At 63.1% G+C, this 14,363-nt stretch carries 15 protein-coding genes; 7 read left to right on the top strand and 8 right to left on the bottom strand.

Annotated features, from left to right (window positions below; all coding sequences use genetic code 11):
- Positions 1-26 precede the first annotated feature (26 nt).
- The 3 genes from ampC (at position 27) to P3R38_RS10150 (ending at position 2,333) form a co-directional block, all read left to right on the top strand.
- On the top strand, positions 27-1,175 hold the full coding sequence (ampC, locus tag P3R38_RS10160; protein WP_023380074.1) for a class C beta-lactamase: 1,149 nt from the start codon (positions 27-29) through the stop codon (positions 1,173-1,175).
- 313 nt (positions 1,176-1,488) lie between these two features.
- Positions 1,489-1,821: a hypothetical protein gene (locus tag P3R38_RS10155; RefSeq protein ID WP_023380072.1), complete on the top strand. Its 333-nt coding sequence runs from the start codon at positions 1,489-1,491 to the stop codon at positions 1,819-1,821.
- A gap of 89 nt (positions 1,822-1,910) precedes the next feature.
- Positions 1,911-2,333, top strand: a complete 423-nt coding sequence (locus tag P3R38_RS10150; protein WP_023380070.1) for a group II truncated hemoglobin — start codon at positions 1,911-1,913, stop codon at positions 2,331-2,333.
- Here P3R38_RS10150 and P3R38_RS10145 read toward each other — a convergent pair.
- From P3R38_RS10145 to P3R38_RS10130, 4 genes are all read right to left on the bottom strand, one after another.
- A complete protein-coding gene (locus P3R38_RS10145) occupies positions 2,324-2,626 on the bottom strand; it encodes a hypothetical protein (RefSeq protein WP_023380069.1) in 303 nt (100 codons plus the stop codon). The genes P3R38_RS10150 and P3R38_RS10145 overlap by 10 nt on opposite strands.
- A gap of 143 nt (positions 2,627-2,769) precedes the next feature.
- On the bottom strand, positions 2,770-2,958 hold the full coding sequence (locus tag P3R38_RS10140) for a hypothetical protein (RefSeq protein WP_023380068.1): 189 nt from the start codon (positions 2,956-2,958) through the stop codon (positions 2,770-2,772).
- A 142-nt stretch (positions 2,959-3,100) separates the two neighbouring features.
- Positions 3,101-3,421: a YbjQ family protein gene (locus P3R38_RS10135; RefSeq protein ID WP_023380067.1), complete on the bottom strand. Its 321-nt coding sequence runs from the start codon at positions 3,419-3,421 to the stop codon at positions 3,101-3,103.
- A 101-nt stretch (positions 3,422-3,522) separates the two neighbouring features.
- On the bottom strand, positions 3,523-4,410 hold the full coding sequence (locus P3R38_RS10130) for an EamA family transporter (RefSeq protein WP_023380066.1): 888 nt from the start codon (positions 4,408-4,410) through the stop codon (positions 3,523-3,525).
- A 233-nt stretch (positions 4,411-4,643) separates the two neighbouring features.
- Here P3R38_RS10130 and yghU point away from each other — a divergent pair, with 233 nt between their 5' ends.
- From yghU to P3R38_RS10115, 3 genes are all read left to right on the top strand, one after another.
- Complete coding sequence (gene yghU, locus P3R38_RS10125) at positions 4,644-5,483, top strand: glutathione-dependent disulfide-bond oxidoreductase (RefSeq protein WP_023380065.1); 840 nt, start codon at positions 4,644-4,646, stop codon at positions 5,481-5,483.
- Between the two features lie 136 nt (positions 5,484-5,619).
- Positions 5,620-7,323, top strand: coding sequence for an amidase (locus P3R38_RS10120; RefSeq protein ID WP_027907013.1), 1,704 nt, complete (start codon positions 5,620-5,622; stop codon positions 7,321-7,323).
- Between the two features lie 136 nt (positions 7,324-7,459).
- Positions 7,460-7,831: a DUF2784 domain-containing protein gene (locus P3R38_RS10115; RefSeq protein ID WP_023380063.1), complete on the top strand. Its 372-nt coding sequence runs from the start codon at positions 7,460-7,462 to the stop codon at positions 7,829-7,831.
- On the opposite strand, the gene tam is transcribed toward P3R38_RS10115, so the two are convergent.
- Together tam and P3R38_RS10105 are read right to left on the bottom strand one after the other, a co-directional pair.
- Positions 7,821-8,597, bottom strand: coding sequence for a trans-aconitate 2-methyltransferase (tam, locus tag P3R38_RS10110; RefSeq protein ID WP_023380062.1), 777 nt, complete (start codon positions 8,595-8,597; stop codon positions 7,821-7,823). The genes P3R38_RS10115 and tam overlap by 11 nt on opposite strands.
- 165 nt (positions 8,598-8,762) lie before the next feature.
- A complete protein-coding gene (locus P3R38_RS10105) occupies positions 8,763-10,172 on the bottom strand; it encodes an amino acid permease (RefSeq protein ID WP_023380061.1) in 1,410 nt (469 codons plus the stop codon).
- Between the two features lie 335 nt (positions 10,173-10,507).
- On the opposite strand from P3R38_RS10105, the gene P3R38_RS10100 reads away from it, so the two are divergent.
- Positions 10,508-11,932, top strand: a complete 1,425-nt coding sequence (locus P3R38_RS10100; RefSeq protein ID WP_104881907.1) for a PLP-dependent aminotransferase family protein — start codon at positions 10,508-10,510, stop codon at positions 11,930-11,932.
- Between the two features lie 142 nt (positions 11,933-12,074).
- Here P3R38_RS10100 and P3R38_RS10095 read toward each other — a convergent pair whose 3' ends face one another.
- Entirely contained in the window at positions 12,075-13,097 is a 1,023-nt protein-coding gene (locus P3R38_RS10095) for a histone deacetylase family protein (protein WP_104881908.1), read from the bottom strand.
- The gene (locus tag P3R38_RS10090; RefSeq protein WP_104882575.1) at positions 13,097-14,338 is read right to left on the bottom strand and encodes a Zn-dependent hydrolase; all 1,242 of its coding nucleotides are present in this window, start codon (positions 14,336-14,338) and stop codon (positions 13,097-13,099) included. Before P3R38_RS10090 ends, P3R38_RS10095 begins: the two co-directional genes overlap by 1 nt.
- Positions 14,339-14,363 lie beyond the last annotated feature (25 nt).

Genomic DNA, 14,363 nt, shown 5'->3' with positions numbered 1-14,363 from the left:
CACTCCGTCGCACAGGACCCGCCCCCATGTCACGCTTTCTTCTTGCCACGCTGGCTACCGCTACTTCCCTCGCCTGGGTCCATGCCTCGGCCCACGCCGATGACACCCTGCAAGCACGGGTGACCCAGACCATCCGCCCGCTGATGCAGGCGTACGGGATCGCCGGCATGGCAGTGGGGGTCTACCACAAGGGCCAGGCGCATTACTTCAGCTTTGGCGTGGCCGACAAGGCAGCGGGCACACCGGTCAGCGCCGATACCCTGTTCGAGGTCGGTTCGCTGAGCAAGACCTACACGGCCACCCTCGCGGCCCTGGCCAGTGCCGAAGGCAAGCTGGACCTCGATGCGCCTGCCCGCCGCTACCAGCCCGCACTGGCCGGCACGTATCTGGGTGATGTCAGCGTGCTGGAGCTTGGTGCCTACAGCGCCGACTGCCTGCCCTTGCAGTTCCCCGACGATGTGCAGACGCCACGGCAGGTGCTGACGTTCTTCCGCCAGTGGAAACCGCACAGTGAGCGCGGCACTCAGCGCTGCTACTCGAACCCCAGCATTGGGCTGTTTGGCGATCTTGCAGCACGCGCCCAGCATCGGCCTTTCGACCCGTTGATGACCCAGGGGCTATTGCCGCGAATGGGTCTGGAGCACACCTATCTGAACGTCCCTCCCGAAGCGCGTAGCCTCTACGCCCAGGGTTATGACGCCCAGGACCAACCCGTTCGGGTCAACCCCGGCCCATATGCCGACCCGGCGTACGGCATCAAGACCAGCGCCACCGACCTGCTGCGTTACGTACGCCTGCACATGCAACCCTCCGCCTTGCCTCAACCCCTGCAGGAGGCCACCGCGATCACCCAGGCAGGTTACTTCCAGGTCGGCACAATGACTCAGGGCCTGGGCTGGGAGCGCTACCCCTACCCTGTCGACCTGCAGACCCTCGTCGATGGCAACAGCCCCAGGCTGATCCGCGAACCTCAGAGCACCCAACGCCTCAAGCCTGCCAGTCCCGCCTTGCGCAACGCCTGGTACAACAAGACCGGCTCCACCAATGGCTTTGGTGCCTACGCCGTATTCATTCCCTCCGAAGGCCAGGCCGTGGTGCTGCTAGCCAACCGCAACTACCCCAACGAGGCGCGGGTTCGGGCTGCATGGCAGATTCTGTCCGGCCTGTCGCATTGACCGGCGACACCCTTGAAAAGGCCCCGACAGGTGGATTGTCCGACAAGATGTAGTGAGAAAAAATATTCACTACAAAACGGTTGACGCCGTTCATCCGCCTTGGGCATGATGAGGCCGTCTCCCTGATCGGGAGCGGTGGCAAGGGTATTCCAGACGGCCTGCGCGGTAACGCAGGCCGTTCGTGGAGAGGGAACTGTCCAAAAGGCAGCGTGAGAAAGCCCCTGTTGCGATGCTGCTGTAGCAGCCGTGGTAGTGCGCTACACCGTGGTGGCGCCAACTGTGAAAATCACAATCAATAGGTAATGGGGGCTTTATGATGAACTTGAACAACAATCCCACGATCGACCAACTGTCCAAGCTGTTCGCCGCACGCAAGGACAGCCTCGACGATCACCTGCTGTGGGTCAGCCAGACCGGTGAGGTACGCCTCGACCGTCTGCCGCCAAACACCGTCGAAGATGAATTCGAAGCGCACCTGCCCAGCATGCGCGCACGCTTCAAGGTCTACCGCCGTGGCCAGGGCTACGTCGGCAAGAAGGCCGCCGCCGACACCGAGTTCGTAGGCCGCGTCCTGCAGACCCTGCAGGAGGAATGGCCCGCCGCCCGCGAGCGGCAGGCGATCAAGGTGATCGATTCGATCAACTGATCGAGCACGCCTCCTCATCAGCCCGGCCCGCAACGGCCGGGCTTTTTCATGCCTGTTAAACTGTCGGCCCCTGGACCTTGGAGCCCTTGATGAACACTCCCGCATTCGGCACCGGCGATGCCTCTTACCAGGCCGCAGGCGGTATCGATGGCCTGCGCCGCCTGGTCGATGACTTCTACCGCCTGATGGATGAAACACCGGCAGCCGCCAGCGTACGCCAGATGCACCCGGACGACCTGAGCGGCTCACGGGACAAACTGGCCTGTTTTCTCAGTGGTTGGTTGGGTGGCCCACGCCTGTACAGTGAACGCTACGGCTCGATCGCCATCCCATCGTTCCATGCGCAGTGGCCGATCGACGCACAGCACGCCAGCGTCTGGCTGACTTGCATGCGCGATGCCATTGCCCTGCAACGGTGGGACCCGGCGTTCTCCGACTACCTGCTACGTCAGTTGCACGTCCCTGCGCAACGCATCGTCCAGGCGTCTGAAGCCCGGCACGCTCAAGCTTGACGGCGTAGCACGGTGGTTGGCAGTGGCAGTGCACCTGTGGCCAGTGCTCGCGCGCGGTCCACACCCCACACCAGTGCGCGGGTCATGGTCTCGCCAGGCCGCGCTGGGTAATACTCCTCAAGCAGCGCCTTGCCGTCCTGGGCATACAAGCCAAGGAACAGCTGCGTCGCACCCAGGCGCGACAGACGTACCTGAACATCGAGCGTGGTGCCATCGCTCAGCGCCTCGTCATGACAGCGGCTGTGCAGCTGGGCGTCAGCCCACTGCCAATAAGTCTCTTCCCTGATGCGCATGGAAAAACAATCCTCCTTTTCTGACATGCCGCGCAAGAAGACCACAAGCGCCGCGATCCGGCGAGCGCTACCCCTGGATACCATGAGCTGGATCAAGCAACCAAAACAAAAACCCCGCCGTTCGGCGGGGTCTTGGGTCAGCGTTACTTCTTCGCAGGTAGCCGGGGCGTGAAACGGCCCTTCTTGTAGCGCTGCAAATGCGCAGGCTTGAGCTGCTCTGACTCGTCCAGGGTCATGTTGGCAAAGCCCAGGCGAAACGACGACTGGCCGCACCATACCTGGCTGTTGATTGGGAATGCGTCGTTCGTGTCTTCGAAAAAGGACTCGCTCATGCCCCGTCTCCCTCAAGTGACGACCGCGTCGGCAGGTAGATGACATGCCCAGGAAAAACGCGGTCTGTTGAAGAAAGAGACTAGCCAGTCATTTGCAGACTGCCCGGGCAAAACATCCAAACCCGACCAGTGGCAAAAAGCCTTACCTCAACCGCACCGCCGTACCAGTGGCGAACACCACGACCATTCCGCCCTGCACCGAGGGCATGCTGATCTCGAAATCGACCCCCACCACTGCATCGGCTTGCAACTGCCGTGCCCGAGCCTTCAGTTCTTCGGTGGCCTGTTCGCGGGCCTCGCGCAATGCGCTTTCCAGGGTCTGCGAACGCCCCCCGAAGAAGTCCCGAAAGCGTGCGAAGAAATCGCGCACAAAGTTGATGCCCTGCACCGATTCAGAGCTGACTACCCCGAGGTACTCGGCAATCGGGCGGCCTTCGAGCTGGCTGGTGGTGGAAATGATCATGGGCGTGCTCCGTGGGCCTGGCAAAAGAGGCCCAGTCTAACAAAGCCCTCGCCCGCATTGCGGCGCTTGCCCGTTGCAACTGAACGCGGGTGTGTTTTCAGTTATTGCGCGCTGGCCGCCCTCAAGCGCTGCCCCAGCTTCGGCCCGAAGACATTGACCAGCAGCCCGGCCATCACCAGCAACGCGCCCCATCCCTGCACGGCGGTCAACCGTTCACCCAGCAACCACGCCGAGGAACTCAAGCCAATCACCGGAACCAGCAACGAGAACGGTGCCACCTTGCCCGCCGGGTAGCGCGACAGCAGCTTGCTCCAGAGGCTGTAGCCGAGCATGGTGGCGACAAAAGCCAGGTAAGCCAGGGCCAGAATCGAGCTCCAGCTGATGTTGGCCAATGCATGACCGATGCGCTCTGGCCCCTCCAGCCACCACGAAAGCGCCAGGAACGGCAATGGCGGAATCAACCCGCCCCAGATCACCAGCGCCACCAAGTCCACCGAGCCGAAGCGCCGGGTAATGATGTTACCCAGGCCCCACATGGCACCGCCGCACAATGTCAGCAGCAGCGCCACCATCGGCACGTGCCCGCTGTCCTCGCTGCCGATCAGCGCCAGGCCGCTCGCCGCCACCAGTAACCCGAGTACGCTGGCCAGGCGCAACCGCTCCCCCAGAAACAGCGCAGCGAAACCAAGGGTGAAGAACGCCTGGGATTGCAGCACCAGCGAAGCCAGCCCCGGTGGCATCCCGCTGTACATGGCCTGGAAGAGAAAAGCGAACTGGCCCAGGGAGATGGTCGCACCGTAGGCAATCAGCCAGCGCCAGGGCAGCTTCGGGCGCTTGACCAGCAATATGGCCGGAAACGCCACCAACACGAAGCGCAACGCCCCCAGCAACATCGGTGGCAGACCGTCGAGGCCAACCTTGATGACCACGAAGTTGACTCCCCACGCGATGATCACCACCAGGGCGATCAGCAGGTCCTTGAGCGGCATTGCGGCTTCCTTCTTCAGGCGTTCTAGACATATTTCGTTACAGCATAAAGGCATTTCTTCGGCAGGGACCAGCACAGTTGGCGGCCAGCCTTGCGCAACAGTGCCGCTGTTATGCTACCTGCCGCTGTCGAGGTTCAGGCCAGGGCGCCCTGTTTCGCATGCATCGGTTGCATTTGCCCTCGGCGCCCAACCCATGGCATAGATGCAAGTCTTTGCAGGTAGGAGATCCGCGTATGAGCAAGTCCCCTTACGTTCCGCCCAAGGTCTGGCGCAACGAGGCCGCTTCCGGCGGCCAGTTCGCCAGCATCAACCGCCCTGTCGCAGGCCCGACCCATGACAAGGACCTGCCGGTGGGCAAACACCCCCTTCAGCTTTACTCCCTGGCCACGCCCAACGGCGTCAAGGTCACCATCCTGCTCGAAGAATTGCTCGCCCTCGGCCACACCGGTGCCGAATACGACGCCTGGCTGATTCGCATCGGCGAAGGCGACCAGTTCTCCAGCGGCTTCGTGCAGGTCAACCCGAACTCGAAGATTCCCGCCCTGCTCGACCGCAGCGTCGAACCTGCGGTACGGGTGTTCGAGTCAGGCTCGATCCTGCTGTACCTGGCCGAAAAGTTTGGCGCTTTCCTGCCCAAGTCCCTTGCTGCCCGCACCGAAACCCTGAACTGGCTGTTCTGGCAGATGGGCGCGGCCCCCTACCTGGGCGGAGGGTTTGGCCACTTCTATGTGTATGCCCCGGAGAAATTCGAGTACGCCATCAACCGCTTCACCATGGAAGCCAAACGCCAGCTCGACGTGCTGGATCGCCGCCTGGCCGAAAGCCGTTACCTGGGTGGCGATGAATACAGCATCGCCGATATCGCCGTATGGCCATGGTACGGCCAGCTGGTACGCGGCAACCTGTATGGCGCCGCAGAGTTCCTGGCGGTGGATGAGTACCCGAACGTTCAGCGCTGGGCCGAGCAGATCGCCGCACGCCCGGCGGTACAACGCGGCACACGGGTGAACCGCACCTGGGGCGACGAAGCCAGCCAGGTGGCGGAACGGCATTCGGCGACAGACCTGGCCTGAGTGCACCGGGCCGCTTGGCGGCCCCATCAATGCCCGCCTGCAAAAAACCATTTCTCCCGCGCAAACCTGCTTCCCCCGAAACCTTCTTGTACACTCCTCGCATTAGCCCCCACCTTGCACAATTTTTGGTGAAAGCATGATCGAGGTAACCGAGGTTTCCATTGCCGAGCTGCGCGATGCACTTGAGTCGGGCCGCACGACGGCGGTCGAGCTGGTCAAGGCCTATATGGCGCGTATCGACGCCTACGATGGAGCCAATACCGCCACTGCCCTGAACGCCGTGGTCGTGCGCAACCCAGACGCACTCAAGGAGGCCGAAGCGTCCGATGCGCGTCGCGCCAAGGGACAGACCCTGAGCCCGCTGGACGGCATTCCTTACACCGCCAAGGACAGCTACCTGGTCAAAGGCCTTACCGCCGCCTCCGGCAGTCCGGCCTTCAAGGACCTGGTCGCCCAGCGCGACGCCTTCACCATCGAGCGCCTGCGTGCGGCCGGTGCGGTGTGCCTGGGCAAGACCAACATGCCGCCCATGGCCAACGGCGGCATGCAGCGCGGCGTCTACGGCCGCGCCGAAAGCCCGTACAACGCCAACTACCTGACCGCACCGTTCGCGTCCGGCTCCTCCAATGGTGCCGGAACTGCCACCGCCGCCAGCTTCAGTGCCTTCGGCCTGGCCGAGGAAACCTGGTCCAGTGGTCGCGGCCCAGCCTCGAACAACGGCCTGTGCGCCTATACCCCCTCTCGCGGGGTGATTTCGGTCCGTGGCAACTGGCCACTGACCCCGACCATGGACGTGGTGGTGCCTTATGCACGGACCATGGCCGACCTGCTGGAAATTCTGGATGTAGTGGTCGCCGACGACGCCGACAAGCGTGGCGACCTGTGGCGCCTGCAACCTTGGGTACCGATTCCGGCGGCCTCGACCGTGCGTCCGACCTCGTACCTCGACCTGGCGGTGGATGCCAGCGCGCTCAAAGGCAAGCGTTTCGGCGTGCCTCGCATGTACATCAACGCCGATCCCGAAGCCGGCACTTCCGAAAAGCCTGGCATCGGTGGCCCGACCGGTCAGCGCATCAACACCCGTGCCAGCGTCATCGACTTGTGGCAAGAGGCACGCAAGGCGCTGGAAGCCGCCGGTGCCGAGGTGATCGAAGTGGACTTCCCGCTGGTGTCAAACTGCGAAGGCGACCGTCCGGGTGCACCGACCGTGTACAACCGTGGCATCGTCAGCAAGGAATTCCTTCACGACGAACTGTGGGAACTGTCAGGCTGGGCCTTCGACGATTTCCTGCGCGCCAACGACGACCCCAAGCTCAACCGCCTGGCCGACGTCGATGGCCCACAGATCTTCCCCCACGACCCCGGCACCCTGCCCAACCGTGAAGACGACCTGGCCGCGGGCATGGACGAATACGTCAACATGGCCAAGCGCGGCTTGAAGACCTGGGACCAGATCGAAACGCTGCCCGACGGCCTGCGCGGGCTGGAGAAAACCCGCAAGATTGACCTGGAAGACTGGATGGATGACCTGGGCCTTGACGCGGTGCTGTTCCCTACCGTGGCCGACGTGGGACCGGCCGATGCCGATGTAAACCCCGTGTCGGCGGACATCGCCTGGAGCAATGGTATCTGGGTAGCCAACGGCAACCTGGCGATCCGTCACCTGGGCGTGCCGACCGTCACCGTACCGATGGGCATCATGGCGGATATCGGTATGCCCGTAGGCTTGACCTTCGCCGGTCGCGCTTACTCCGACAATGCCCTGCTGACCTTCGGTGCAGCATTCGAGGCCACCGGTTCGCGACGCATGATCCCGCCGCGCACGCCTGCCCTGGTCTGAGTCAGCACATCGTCGGCAAACCGGCTCCTACACAATCCTCGCCGAACCTGTAGGAGCCGGCTAGCCGGCAACAAGACCCGTGCAGCCCCATCAATTGTCTTATGCTGAGCGTTCCTGAACCCAGCGATAAGCCCTCATGCTCTTTCGCCTGACCGCCGACACCTTGGTCCTACTGCACCTGGCCTTCATCCTGCTGGTGCTGTTGGGCGGGCTGTTAGTGATCCGCTGGCCTCGCGCCTTGCTCGTTCACCTGCCAGCCCTGGCCTGGGGCCTGGCCGTGGAATGCCTGCACCTGGGTTGCCCCCTGACGACGTGGGAAAACCGCATGCGCAGTGCCGCAGGAGATGCCGGTTACGAAGGCGGCTTCGTCGAGCATTACATCTGGCCCTTGATTTACCCCGCCGGCTTGACCGAACGGACTCAGTTGCTGCTGGGCACGCTGGTGCTGGTGGTCAACCTCGCCCTTTATGGTTACATCGTCTGGCGCAAGCGCCGGCTCAGCGGGTAGCCACCACGAACAGCCGTGGGAACGGCAACAACACCTTACCGTCGGTGGCCGGGGGGTAGTCGCGCTGCATGGCTTGCAGGTACAACTGCAGAAAATCGGCCTGCTCCTGCGCGTCCAACTTTGCCAGGTAAGGTCGCAGCGCCGAGCCCTTGAACCACTCCACGACTGCCTCGGCGCCTCCCGCCAAGGGGTGATGGTAGGTGGTGCGCCATACATCCACGCGGGCGCACAGGGGGCTGAGCAGGTCATAGTAATAGGCTGCGCTGTGCCGGGGCGGCAGGACATGGTCAGCGAACTTGTCGGCCCAAGGGCCCTGGCTGGCGATTTCACGCAACCGCCGGTGCGCAGGTTCGTCCAGGTTGTCGGGCGTCTGCACCGCGAGACTGCCGCCCTCGCACAGCTGGTGAACCAAATGAGGGTACAGCGATCCGTGGTCCGGCAACCACTGCAACGACGCATTGGCCAGGATCAGGTCCTGCGGTTTCGATGCGGTCCAAGTGGCGATATCGGCCTTCTCGCAACGCACCCGCAGCACGCGCAACCGTTGCCGCTCAAGCGCCTTGTTGATCATGTCCTGGTCGTTGTCCAGGGCCACAACCTGGGCATCGGGACAATGGTGCAGCAGGACTTCGGTAGAGTTTCCAGGGCCGCAGCCCAGGTCGGTGGCGTGGTGCACCGCGCGCTGCGGCACCGCGGCGAGCAGGTCGCGCACGGCGCGGGTGCGTTCATCTTCGAAAAGCGAATACTGATTGGCGGACCAGGCCATGGCGGGTTCCTTTTGGCGGGCAATGCTCGAAGCATAAGCCATGTGCCCATACTTAGGGTCATGCGCTTGCTCACACTTTCGGTAACGCCGCGTGGCGCCTCCACCATCACGAAAAAAAACGGCCGGCCTCCCGAAGAAGCCGGCCGTCTCTCAAGCGTTGAACGCTTAGTGTTGCTTGCCAGTACGGATCTGGTGCACCACACCCATGGCCACCACGATGGCAGCGGCGATGCCGGTGGAGATCACCAGGATCTGGTAGTCAGGCATGAATGCCATGGTCACCAGGGCTGCCACGATGAAAGCGATCACCAGGTAGGTCAGCCAAGGGAACAGCCACATCTTCAGGCGCACTTCCTTGCCCTCGGCGATCAGCTTGCGGCGCATGCGCAGCTGCGAGAAGGCAATTACCAGGTACACCAGCAAGGCGATCATGCCAGTGGTGTTCATCAGGGTTTCCAGTACGTCCTTCGGACGCAGGGTCTCGCTGAAATTGATCAGCGCACACACCACGGCCACGGCGCAGGAACCGATGATCGCGTACACCGGAACACCGGTGCCGGCACGGGTGATCTTGAAGAACGACGGCGCGTCGCCACGCTGGGCCAGGGAGAACAACATGCGCGAAGCGGTGTAGTGACCGGAGATCAGGCAGCTGCTGACCGACGTCAGTACCACGAAGTTCATCAGCAGTTCTGCGTACGGCACACCCAGCAGTTCCAGGGTACGACGGTAGGCGCCGTAGCCGGACTCACCCAGGTGCGGGTCGTTCCATGGAACCAGGCAGACGATCAGGAAGATCGAGCCGACGTAGAACAGGCACACGCGCCATACCACCGAGTTGGTGGCCTTGACGATCTGGGCGGCCGGGTCCTTGGCTTCGGAAGCCGCGATGGTCACGATTTCAGCGCCGAGGAATGCGAACATCACCCCCAGCAACGCACCGATCACGGTGGTGATGCCATTGGGCATGAAGCCTTCAGCGGTCAGGTGGCTGATGCCACGGACTTCACCGAACTGCCAGATATTCATGACCGCGGCAGTACAGATCACCAGGAAGCAGACAATCGCGACCACCTTGATCAGCGCGAACCAGAACTCGAATTCGCCGTAGTGCTTGACGTTGAAGAAGTTGACGGTGATCAGCACCAAGGTCGTGGCCAGCACGAATACGTTGACGCTCACATCGGGGAAGAAGCCGTGCAGGATCTTGCCCGCCACGTAGGCCTCCCAGGCCATCAGGATGACCCAGTACCACCAGTACAGCCAGCCGATGGTGAAGCCGGCCCAGCGGCCAATGGCGCGGTCGGCGTAGGTCGAGAACGAGCCGGTGTCTGGCGAGGACGTCGCCATTTCACCCAGCATTCGCATGATCAGGACCACCAGGATGCCGCCGGCGAGATACGCCAGCACAGCGGCCGGGCCGGCACTGTGAATCACGCTGCCGGAACCGACGAACAAGGCGCCGCCGATTACCCCGGCGATCGACATCATCGTCAGGTGGCGCGACTTGAGCGAAGCGCTGAGCTTGCTCTCGTGCTCGCCCTTGGCGGTGGTGGTTGTGGATGTTGCTCCCATCAGTTGTGTACCCCGTGCTTCTTTTTATCCAAGGAAAACTGTGAGACCCCGATGGCTAGCGGTCTCACCTGTACATCAGCGCTAATGCGGGCAGGAAGGTGTGCACAAGCACACGCAGGCCTTCCATGGCGGCCTGCTTACGCGCCCCAAGGTTGACCCTGGAGCGGACTGAACATGCTTTATGTGGCGATATCTGACACGTAATGTAAAAATGTCCGGCGCAGAGAGCCATGCACAGTGGCATGAAATACGCGCTGCACTGTACAGGTCACCCATGCAATACACCCGCAGTACCCCGCAGACGCCCAGCGTTCTGCACACCTGAAGGCACCCCAATGTTTGAACTACATCCAGACGCCCCCACTCCGCTGGTCAACCAGATCATCGACGGGGTGCGCGCGCTGATCGACAACCAGACCCTCAAGCCTGGAGCCAAGGTGCCGTCTATCCGCGCCTTCGCCGCGACCTATTCGGTGAGTACCTTCACCGTGGTCGAAGCCTATGACCGACTGGTGGCCCAGGGGCTGCTGGTAAGCCGTGGCAACGCGGGCTTTTTCGTCAATCGCGCAGCGGGCGAGTTGCTGGACAACCACAGTGCCGAGACCGACACCAGTCGACCAACGTTCAACTCCGAATGGTACTTGCAGCAGATCTTCGAAATCCGCCAGTTGCCGTTCAAGCCAGGTTGCGGCTGGTTGCCCAACGACTGGATGTACGAAGACGGCCTGCGCCGCGGTTTGCGCCAAGTGGCCGGCAGCCCGCTGGAGCTGTCCGGCTATGGCGACCCGATGGGCCTGTTGGAGCTGCGCACGCTGACGGCGCAGAACCTGCAGCAAGAGCTGTCGATCGTCGCCAATCCAGCGCAATTGATGCTCACCCACGGTGCCAGCCAGGCTCTGGATCTTGCAGCGCGTACCCTGGTGCGCCCAGGCGATGTGGTGCTGGTGGACGACCCGGGTTACCCCAACCTGATGAGCATCCTGCGTACCCAGGGCGCCACCTTGGTGGGAGTCCCCCGCACACCGGCAGGCTATGACCTGAACCAACTGGAGCAGTTGCTGGCGCACCACCGCCCCACCGCGTTTTTCACCCAACCGCACCTGCACAGCCCAACCTGTTCACGCACCCCGCTGGCGCAATTGCACCGCCTGCTGCAACTGGCCAGCAAGCACGGTTTCAGGCTGGTGGAGAACAATCTGTACGCCGACATGGTCGCCGAGCCGCAGCCTTGCCTGGCCAGCCTGGACCACTTGCAGCAGGTGGTGTACGTGGGCAGCTACTCCAAGAGCATCTCGCCCAACGTACGGGTCGGCTACATGCTGGCCAACCCCGAGCTGATGCAGAAACTGCTGCACCTGAAAATGCGCTCGGGCCTTACCACGTCACAGGTCATGGAGCGCGTGGTATACGCCGCCATCATCGACGGCCGCTGGCGCAAGCACCTCAAGCGCCTGCGCCAACGCCTGGCCGAGGCGCACCAGGAAGTGGGCCGTCACCTGCACCGGTTGGGTTTCGAGTTATTCACCGAGTCGGACGAAGGCATGTACATCTGGACCCGCCACCCAGCGATTCCCGACAGCGCGGCGTTGCTGGACGATGCGCTGGAGCAAGGGATCATGCTCGGGCCTGGCCAGTTGTTCATGGTCGATGCGCAGGCCACCGGGTGGATGCGGTTCAATGTGGCCTTCAGCAGCGACCCGGCGATGTGGGAGTTGCTGGAGAAGGTGTTGGTCAAGCACGTGCGGCGTGGGAACACGTGAGGCGCTGCCGGGCGAAACTGAACCGCCCCCCCGCGGGCAAGCCCCCGCCTACAGGTATTGCGCTGGGCTGGCAGGCGTCTCTCCAGGAGGCGGCTTGCCGGCTATTGGGCCGCCCATGACGGCCCCGCTATCGGCCCTTCACCTATCGCCAAGCTGCTTGTTCAGCAAAGAAGGCTTGAGCATTCGCCTCCAGGCTCTCCAGGTGATAGCCCCCTTCCTGGACAATCAAGCATGGCACCCCTAACGCCCGAATCCGCTCCCCCAGCGCGGCAAAGCCTTCGGTCGTCACCGCCACCTTGCTCTGTGGATCCTGCTCATAGATATCGAACCCCAGCGACAGCACCAGCACCTCGGCGCCAAAATCCTTCACCGCATCCAGCGCAATTTCAAGCTGGACCATGAAGTCCGCCTCACTGGCCCCATGGGCCATCGGCAGATTGAGGTTGTACCCCTCCCCCGCACCGCTGCCACGCTCGTCCTCGAACCCGGCCACACCAGGATAGAAGTTGGTCGGGTCACCATGGGTCGATACGTACAGCACATCGTTGCGCGCGTAGAAGATTTCCTGAATGCCCTGCCCATGGTGCATGTCGGTGTCGAGGATCGCTACGCGGTTGTATCGGCTGCGCAGCGCTTGGGCGGCGACGGCGGCATTGTTGATGTAGCAGAAGCCACCGGCTGCATCGAAGCGGGCATGGTGTCCCGGCGGGCGGCACAGGGCATAGGCGGCGGGTTCACCGTCGAGGATGGCCTTGGCCGCGGCCACTGCGCTTTGCGCCGACCAGTAGGCCGAACGCCAGGTATGCTCGCCCACCGGGCAACTGCCGTCGGCCAGGTAACGCGCGGCCTGGGCAAGGATGCCGCGCAGGGCATTGGGTTCGCGCACGAAGATGTTGGACATCACCTCGTCGCCCCAATCCTCGGGTACCTCCTTCCAACGCGCATGTGCCTCTTCGAGGAAGACCAGGTAGGCCTCGCCATGCACAGCCTTGAGCGGTGCCAGCCCCGCATCTTCGGGCTGGCGGATGTCGAAGCCCAGATCCTTGGCTGCCTGCAGCAGGTGTTGGGCACGCTCGGGAACTTCCTGCGGGGTGCGCATGGCGCCGCGGGAGTAATAGCTGCGGGGGTGGTGCAACAGTTGCTCGGGGTGGAAGTAGCAACGCATCAGGCTTCTCCTTGTTCGACACGGCCAGCGCGGGCCAGCACGGCATTGAGCAGTACATCGGCGCCCTGACTGGCATCCTCGGGCAGCACGTCTTCGGCTTCGTTGTGGCTCAGGCCACCGACGCAGGGGATGAACACCATCGCTGTCGGGCAATAGCGGGCCAGCAGGATCGCGTCATGGCCAGCACCGCTGACGATGCTCTGCTGGGAGTAACCGAGCCCATCGACCGCCCGCTGCACCTGCGCCACGCACTCGGCATCGAAAGGGGTTGCCGGGCTGCCCCAGTGGCGCTCGATGCGCACCTGCAAGCCTCGCTGCGCAGCAATCGTCTGCAGCTCCGCGGCCAGATCGCTCTCCATGGCTTCAATGGCTTCATCACGGTGGTGGCGCAGGTCGACTGTAAAGCGCAGCAAGCCTGGCACGGTATTGCGCGATGACTTGACGATGGACAGCTCACCCACGGTGGTCAGGCCTTCAGGGGCAAAGGCTGCCGCCAGTTGCTCCACGCTCTGGACCATCTGCGCAGCACCGTACAGGGCATCCTTGCGCAGCAACATCGGTGTGGTGCCGGCATGGGCCGCCATGCCCTGGACCGTTACGTCCAACCAACGAATGGCCTGACCGCCACTGACCACCCCAATGGACTTGGCGTTGTCTTCCAGGATCGGGCCCTGTTCGATATGCGCTTCGAAATAGGCATCGACCTTGCCTCCCAGCGGACGTTGGCCGGCGTAACCGAGACGCTGCAGCTCATCGGCCACGCTGATGCCGTCGGCATCACGGATGGCCAGGGCGTGGTCAAGAGACAATGTGCCGGTGAACACCGCCGAGCCGAACATGGCCGGAGTGAAGCGGGCGCCCTCTTCGTTGGTCCACACCGCGATTTCCAGCGGCTTGCGGGTCTGGATAGCGAGGTCGTTGAGACGGCGGACCACCTCCAGGCCAGCCAGCACACCATAGACGCCATCGAAGCGACCGCCTTCGGGCTGGGTGTCGAGGTGGCTGCCCATCATCACCGGCGCGGCGTCAGGGTCGGTCCCTGCACGACGGGCGAACAGGTTGCCGATGGCATCTACCGACAGAGTCAAACCGGCCTCACGGCACCAGTGACTGAACAGTGCGCGGCCGGCTTTGTCGTCGTCGGTCAGGGCCAGTCGGCAGCTGCCGCCACGGGCAGTGGCACCGACCTCAGCCATGTCCATCAGGCTCGCCCACAGGCGGTCCCCGTTGCTTTTCAACATATACGAATACTCCGGATTCGGTCGG

The sequence above is a fragment of the Pseudomonas sp. NyZ480 genome (assembly GCF_029537255.1).
In the GTDB taxonomy this organism is placed as follows: domain Bacteria; phylum Pseudomonadota; class Gammaproteobacteria; order Pseudomonadales; family Pseudomonadaceae; genus Aquipseudomonas; species Aquipseudomonas taiwanensis.
The sequence above is the reverse complement of the archived record's forward strand: the minus strand, read 5'-3'. Positions and strand labels throughout refer to the sequence as shown.

What these genes read in the sequence shown, in the direction of transcription:
- ampC (WP_023380074.1), top strand. Translation starts at nt 27, where the DNA reads ATGTCACGCTTTCTTCTTGCCACGCTGGCTACCGCTACTTCCCTCGCC.
- P3R38_RS10155 (WP_023380072.1), top strand. Translation starts at nt 1,489, where the DNA reads ATGATGAACTTGAACAACAATCCCACGATCGACCAACTGTCCAAGCTG.
- P3R38_RS10150 (WP_023380070.1), top strand. Translation starts at nt 1,911, where the DNA reads ATGAACACTCCCGCATTCGGCACCGGCGATGCCTCTTACCAGGCCGCA.
- P3R38_RS10145 (WP_023380069.1), bottom strand. Translation starts at nt 2,626, where the DNA reads ATGCGCATCAGGGAAGAGACTTATTGGCAGTGGGCTGACGCCCAGCTG.
- P3R38_RS10140 (WP_023380068.1), bottom strand. Translation starts at nt 2,958, where the DNA reads ATGAGCGAGTCCTTTTTCGAAGACACGAACGACGCATTCCCAATCAAC.
- P3R38_RS10135 (WP_023380067.1), bottom strand. Translation starts at nt 3,421, where the DNA reads ATGATCATTTCCACCACCAGCCAGCTCGAAGGCCGCCCGATTGCCGAG.
- P3R38_RS10130 (WP_023380066.1), bottom strand. Translation starts at nt 4,410, where the DNA reads ATGCCGCTCAAGGACCTGCTGATCGCCCTGGTGGTGATCATCGCGTGG.
- yghU (WP_023380065.1), top strand. Translation starts at nt 4,644, where the DNA reads ATGAGCAAGTCCCCTTACGTTCCGCCCAAGGTCTGGCGCAACGAGGCC.
- P3R38_RS10120 (WP_027907013.1), top strand. Translation starts at nt 5,620, where the DNA reads ATGATCGAGGTAACCGAGGTTTCCATTGCCGAGCTGCGCGATGCACTT.
- P3R38_RS10115 (WP_023380063.1), top strand. Translation starts at nt 7,460, where the DNA reads ATGCTCTTTCGCCTGACCGCCGACACCTTGGTCCTACTGCACCTGGCC.
- tam (WP_023380062.1), bottom strand. Translation starts at nt 8,597, where the DNA reads ATGGCCTGGTCCGCCAATCAGTATTCGCTTTTCGAAGATGAACGCACC.
- P3R38_RS10105 (WP_023380061.1), bottom strand. Translation starts at nt 10,172, where the DNA reads ATGGGAGCAACATCCACAACCACCACCGCCAAGGGCGAGCACGAGAGC.
- P3R38_RS10100 (WP_104881907.1), top strand. Translation starts at nt 10,508, where the DNA reads ATGTTTGAACTACATCCAGACGCCCCCACTCCGCTGGTCAACCAGATC.
- P3R38_RS10095 (WP_104881908.1), bottom strand. Translation starts at nt 13,097, where the DNA reads ATGCGTTGCTACTTCCACCCCGAGCAACTGTTGCACCACCCCCGCAGC.
- P3R38_RS10090 (WP_104882575.1), bottom strand. Translation starts at nt 14,338, where the DNA reads ATGTTGAAAAGCAACGGGGACCGCCTGTGGGCGAGCCTGATGGACATG.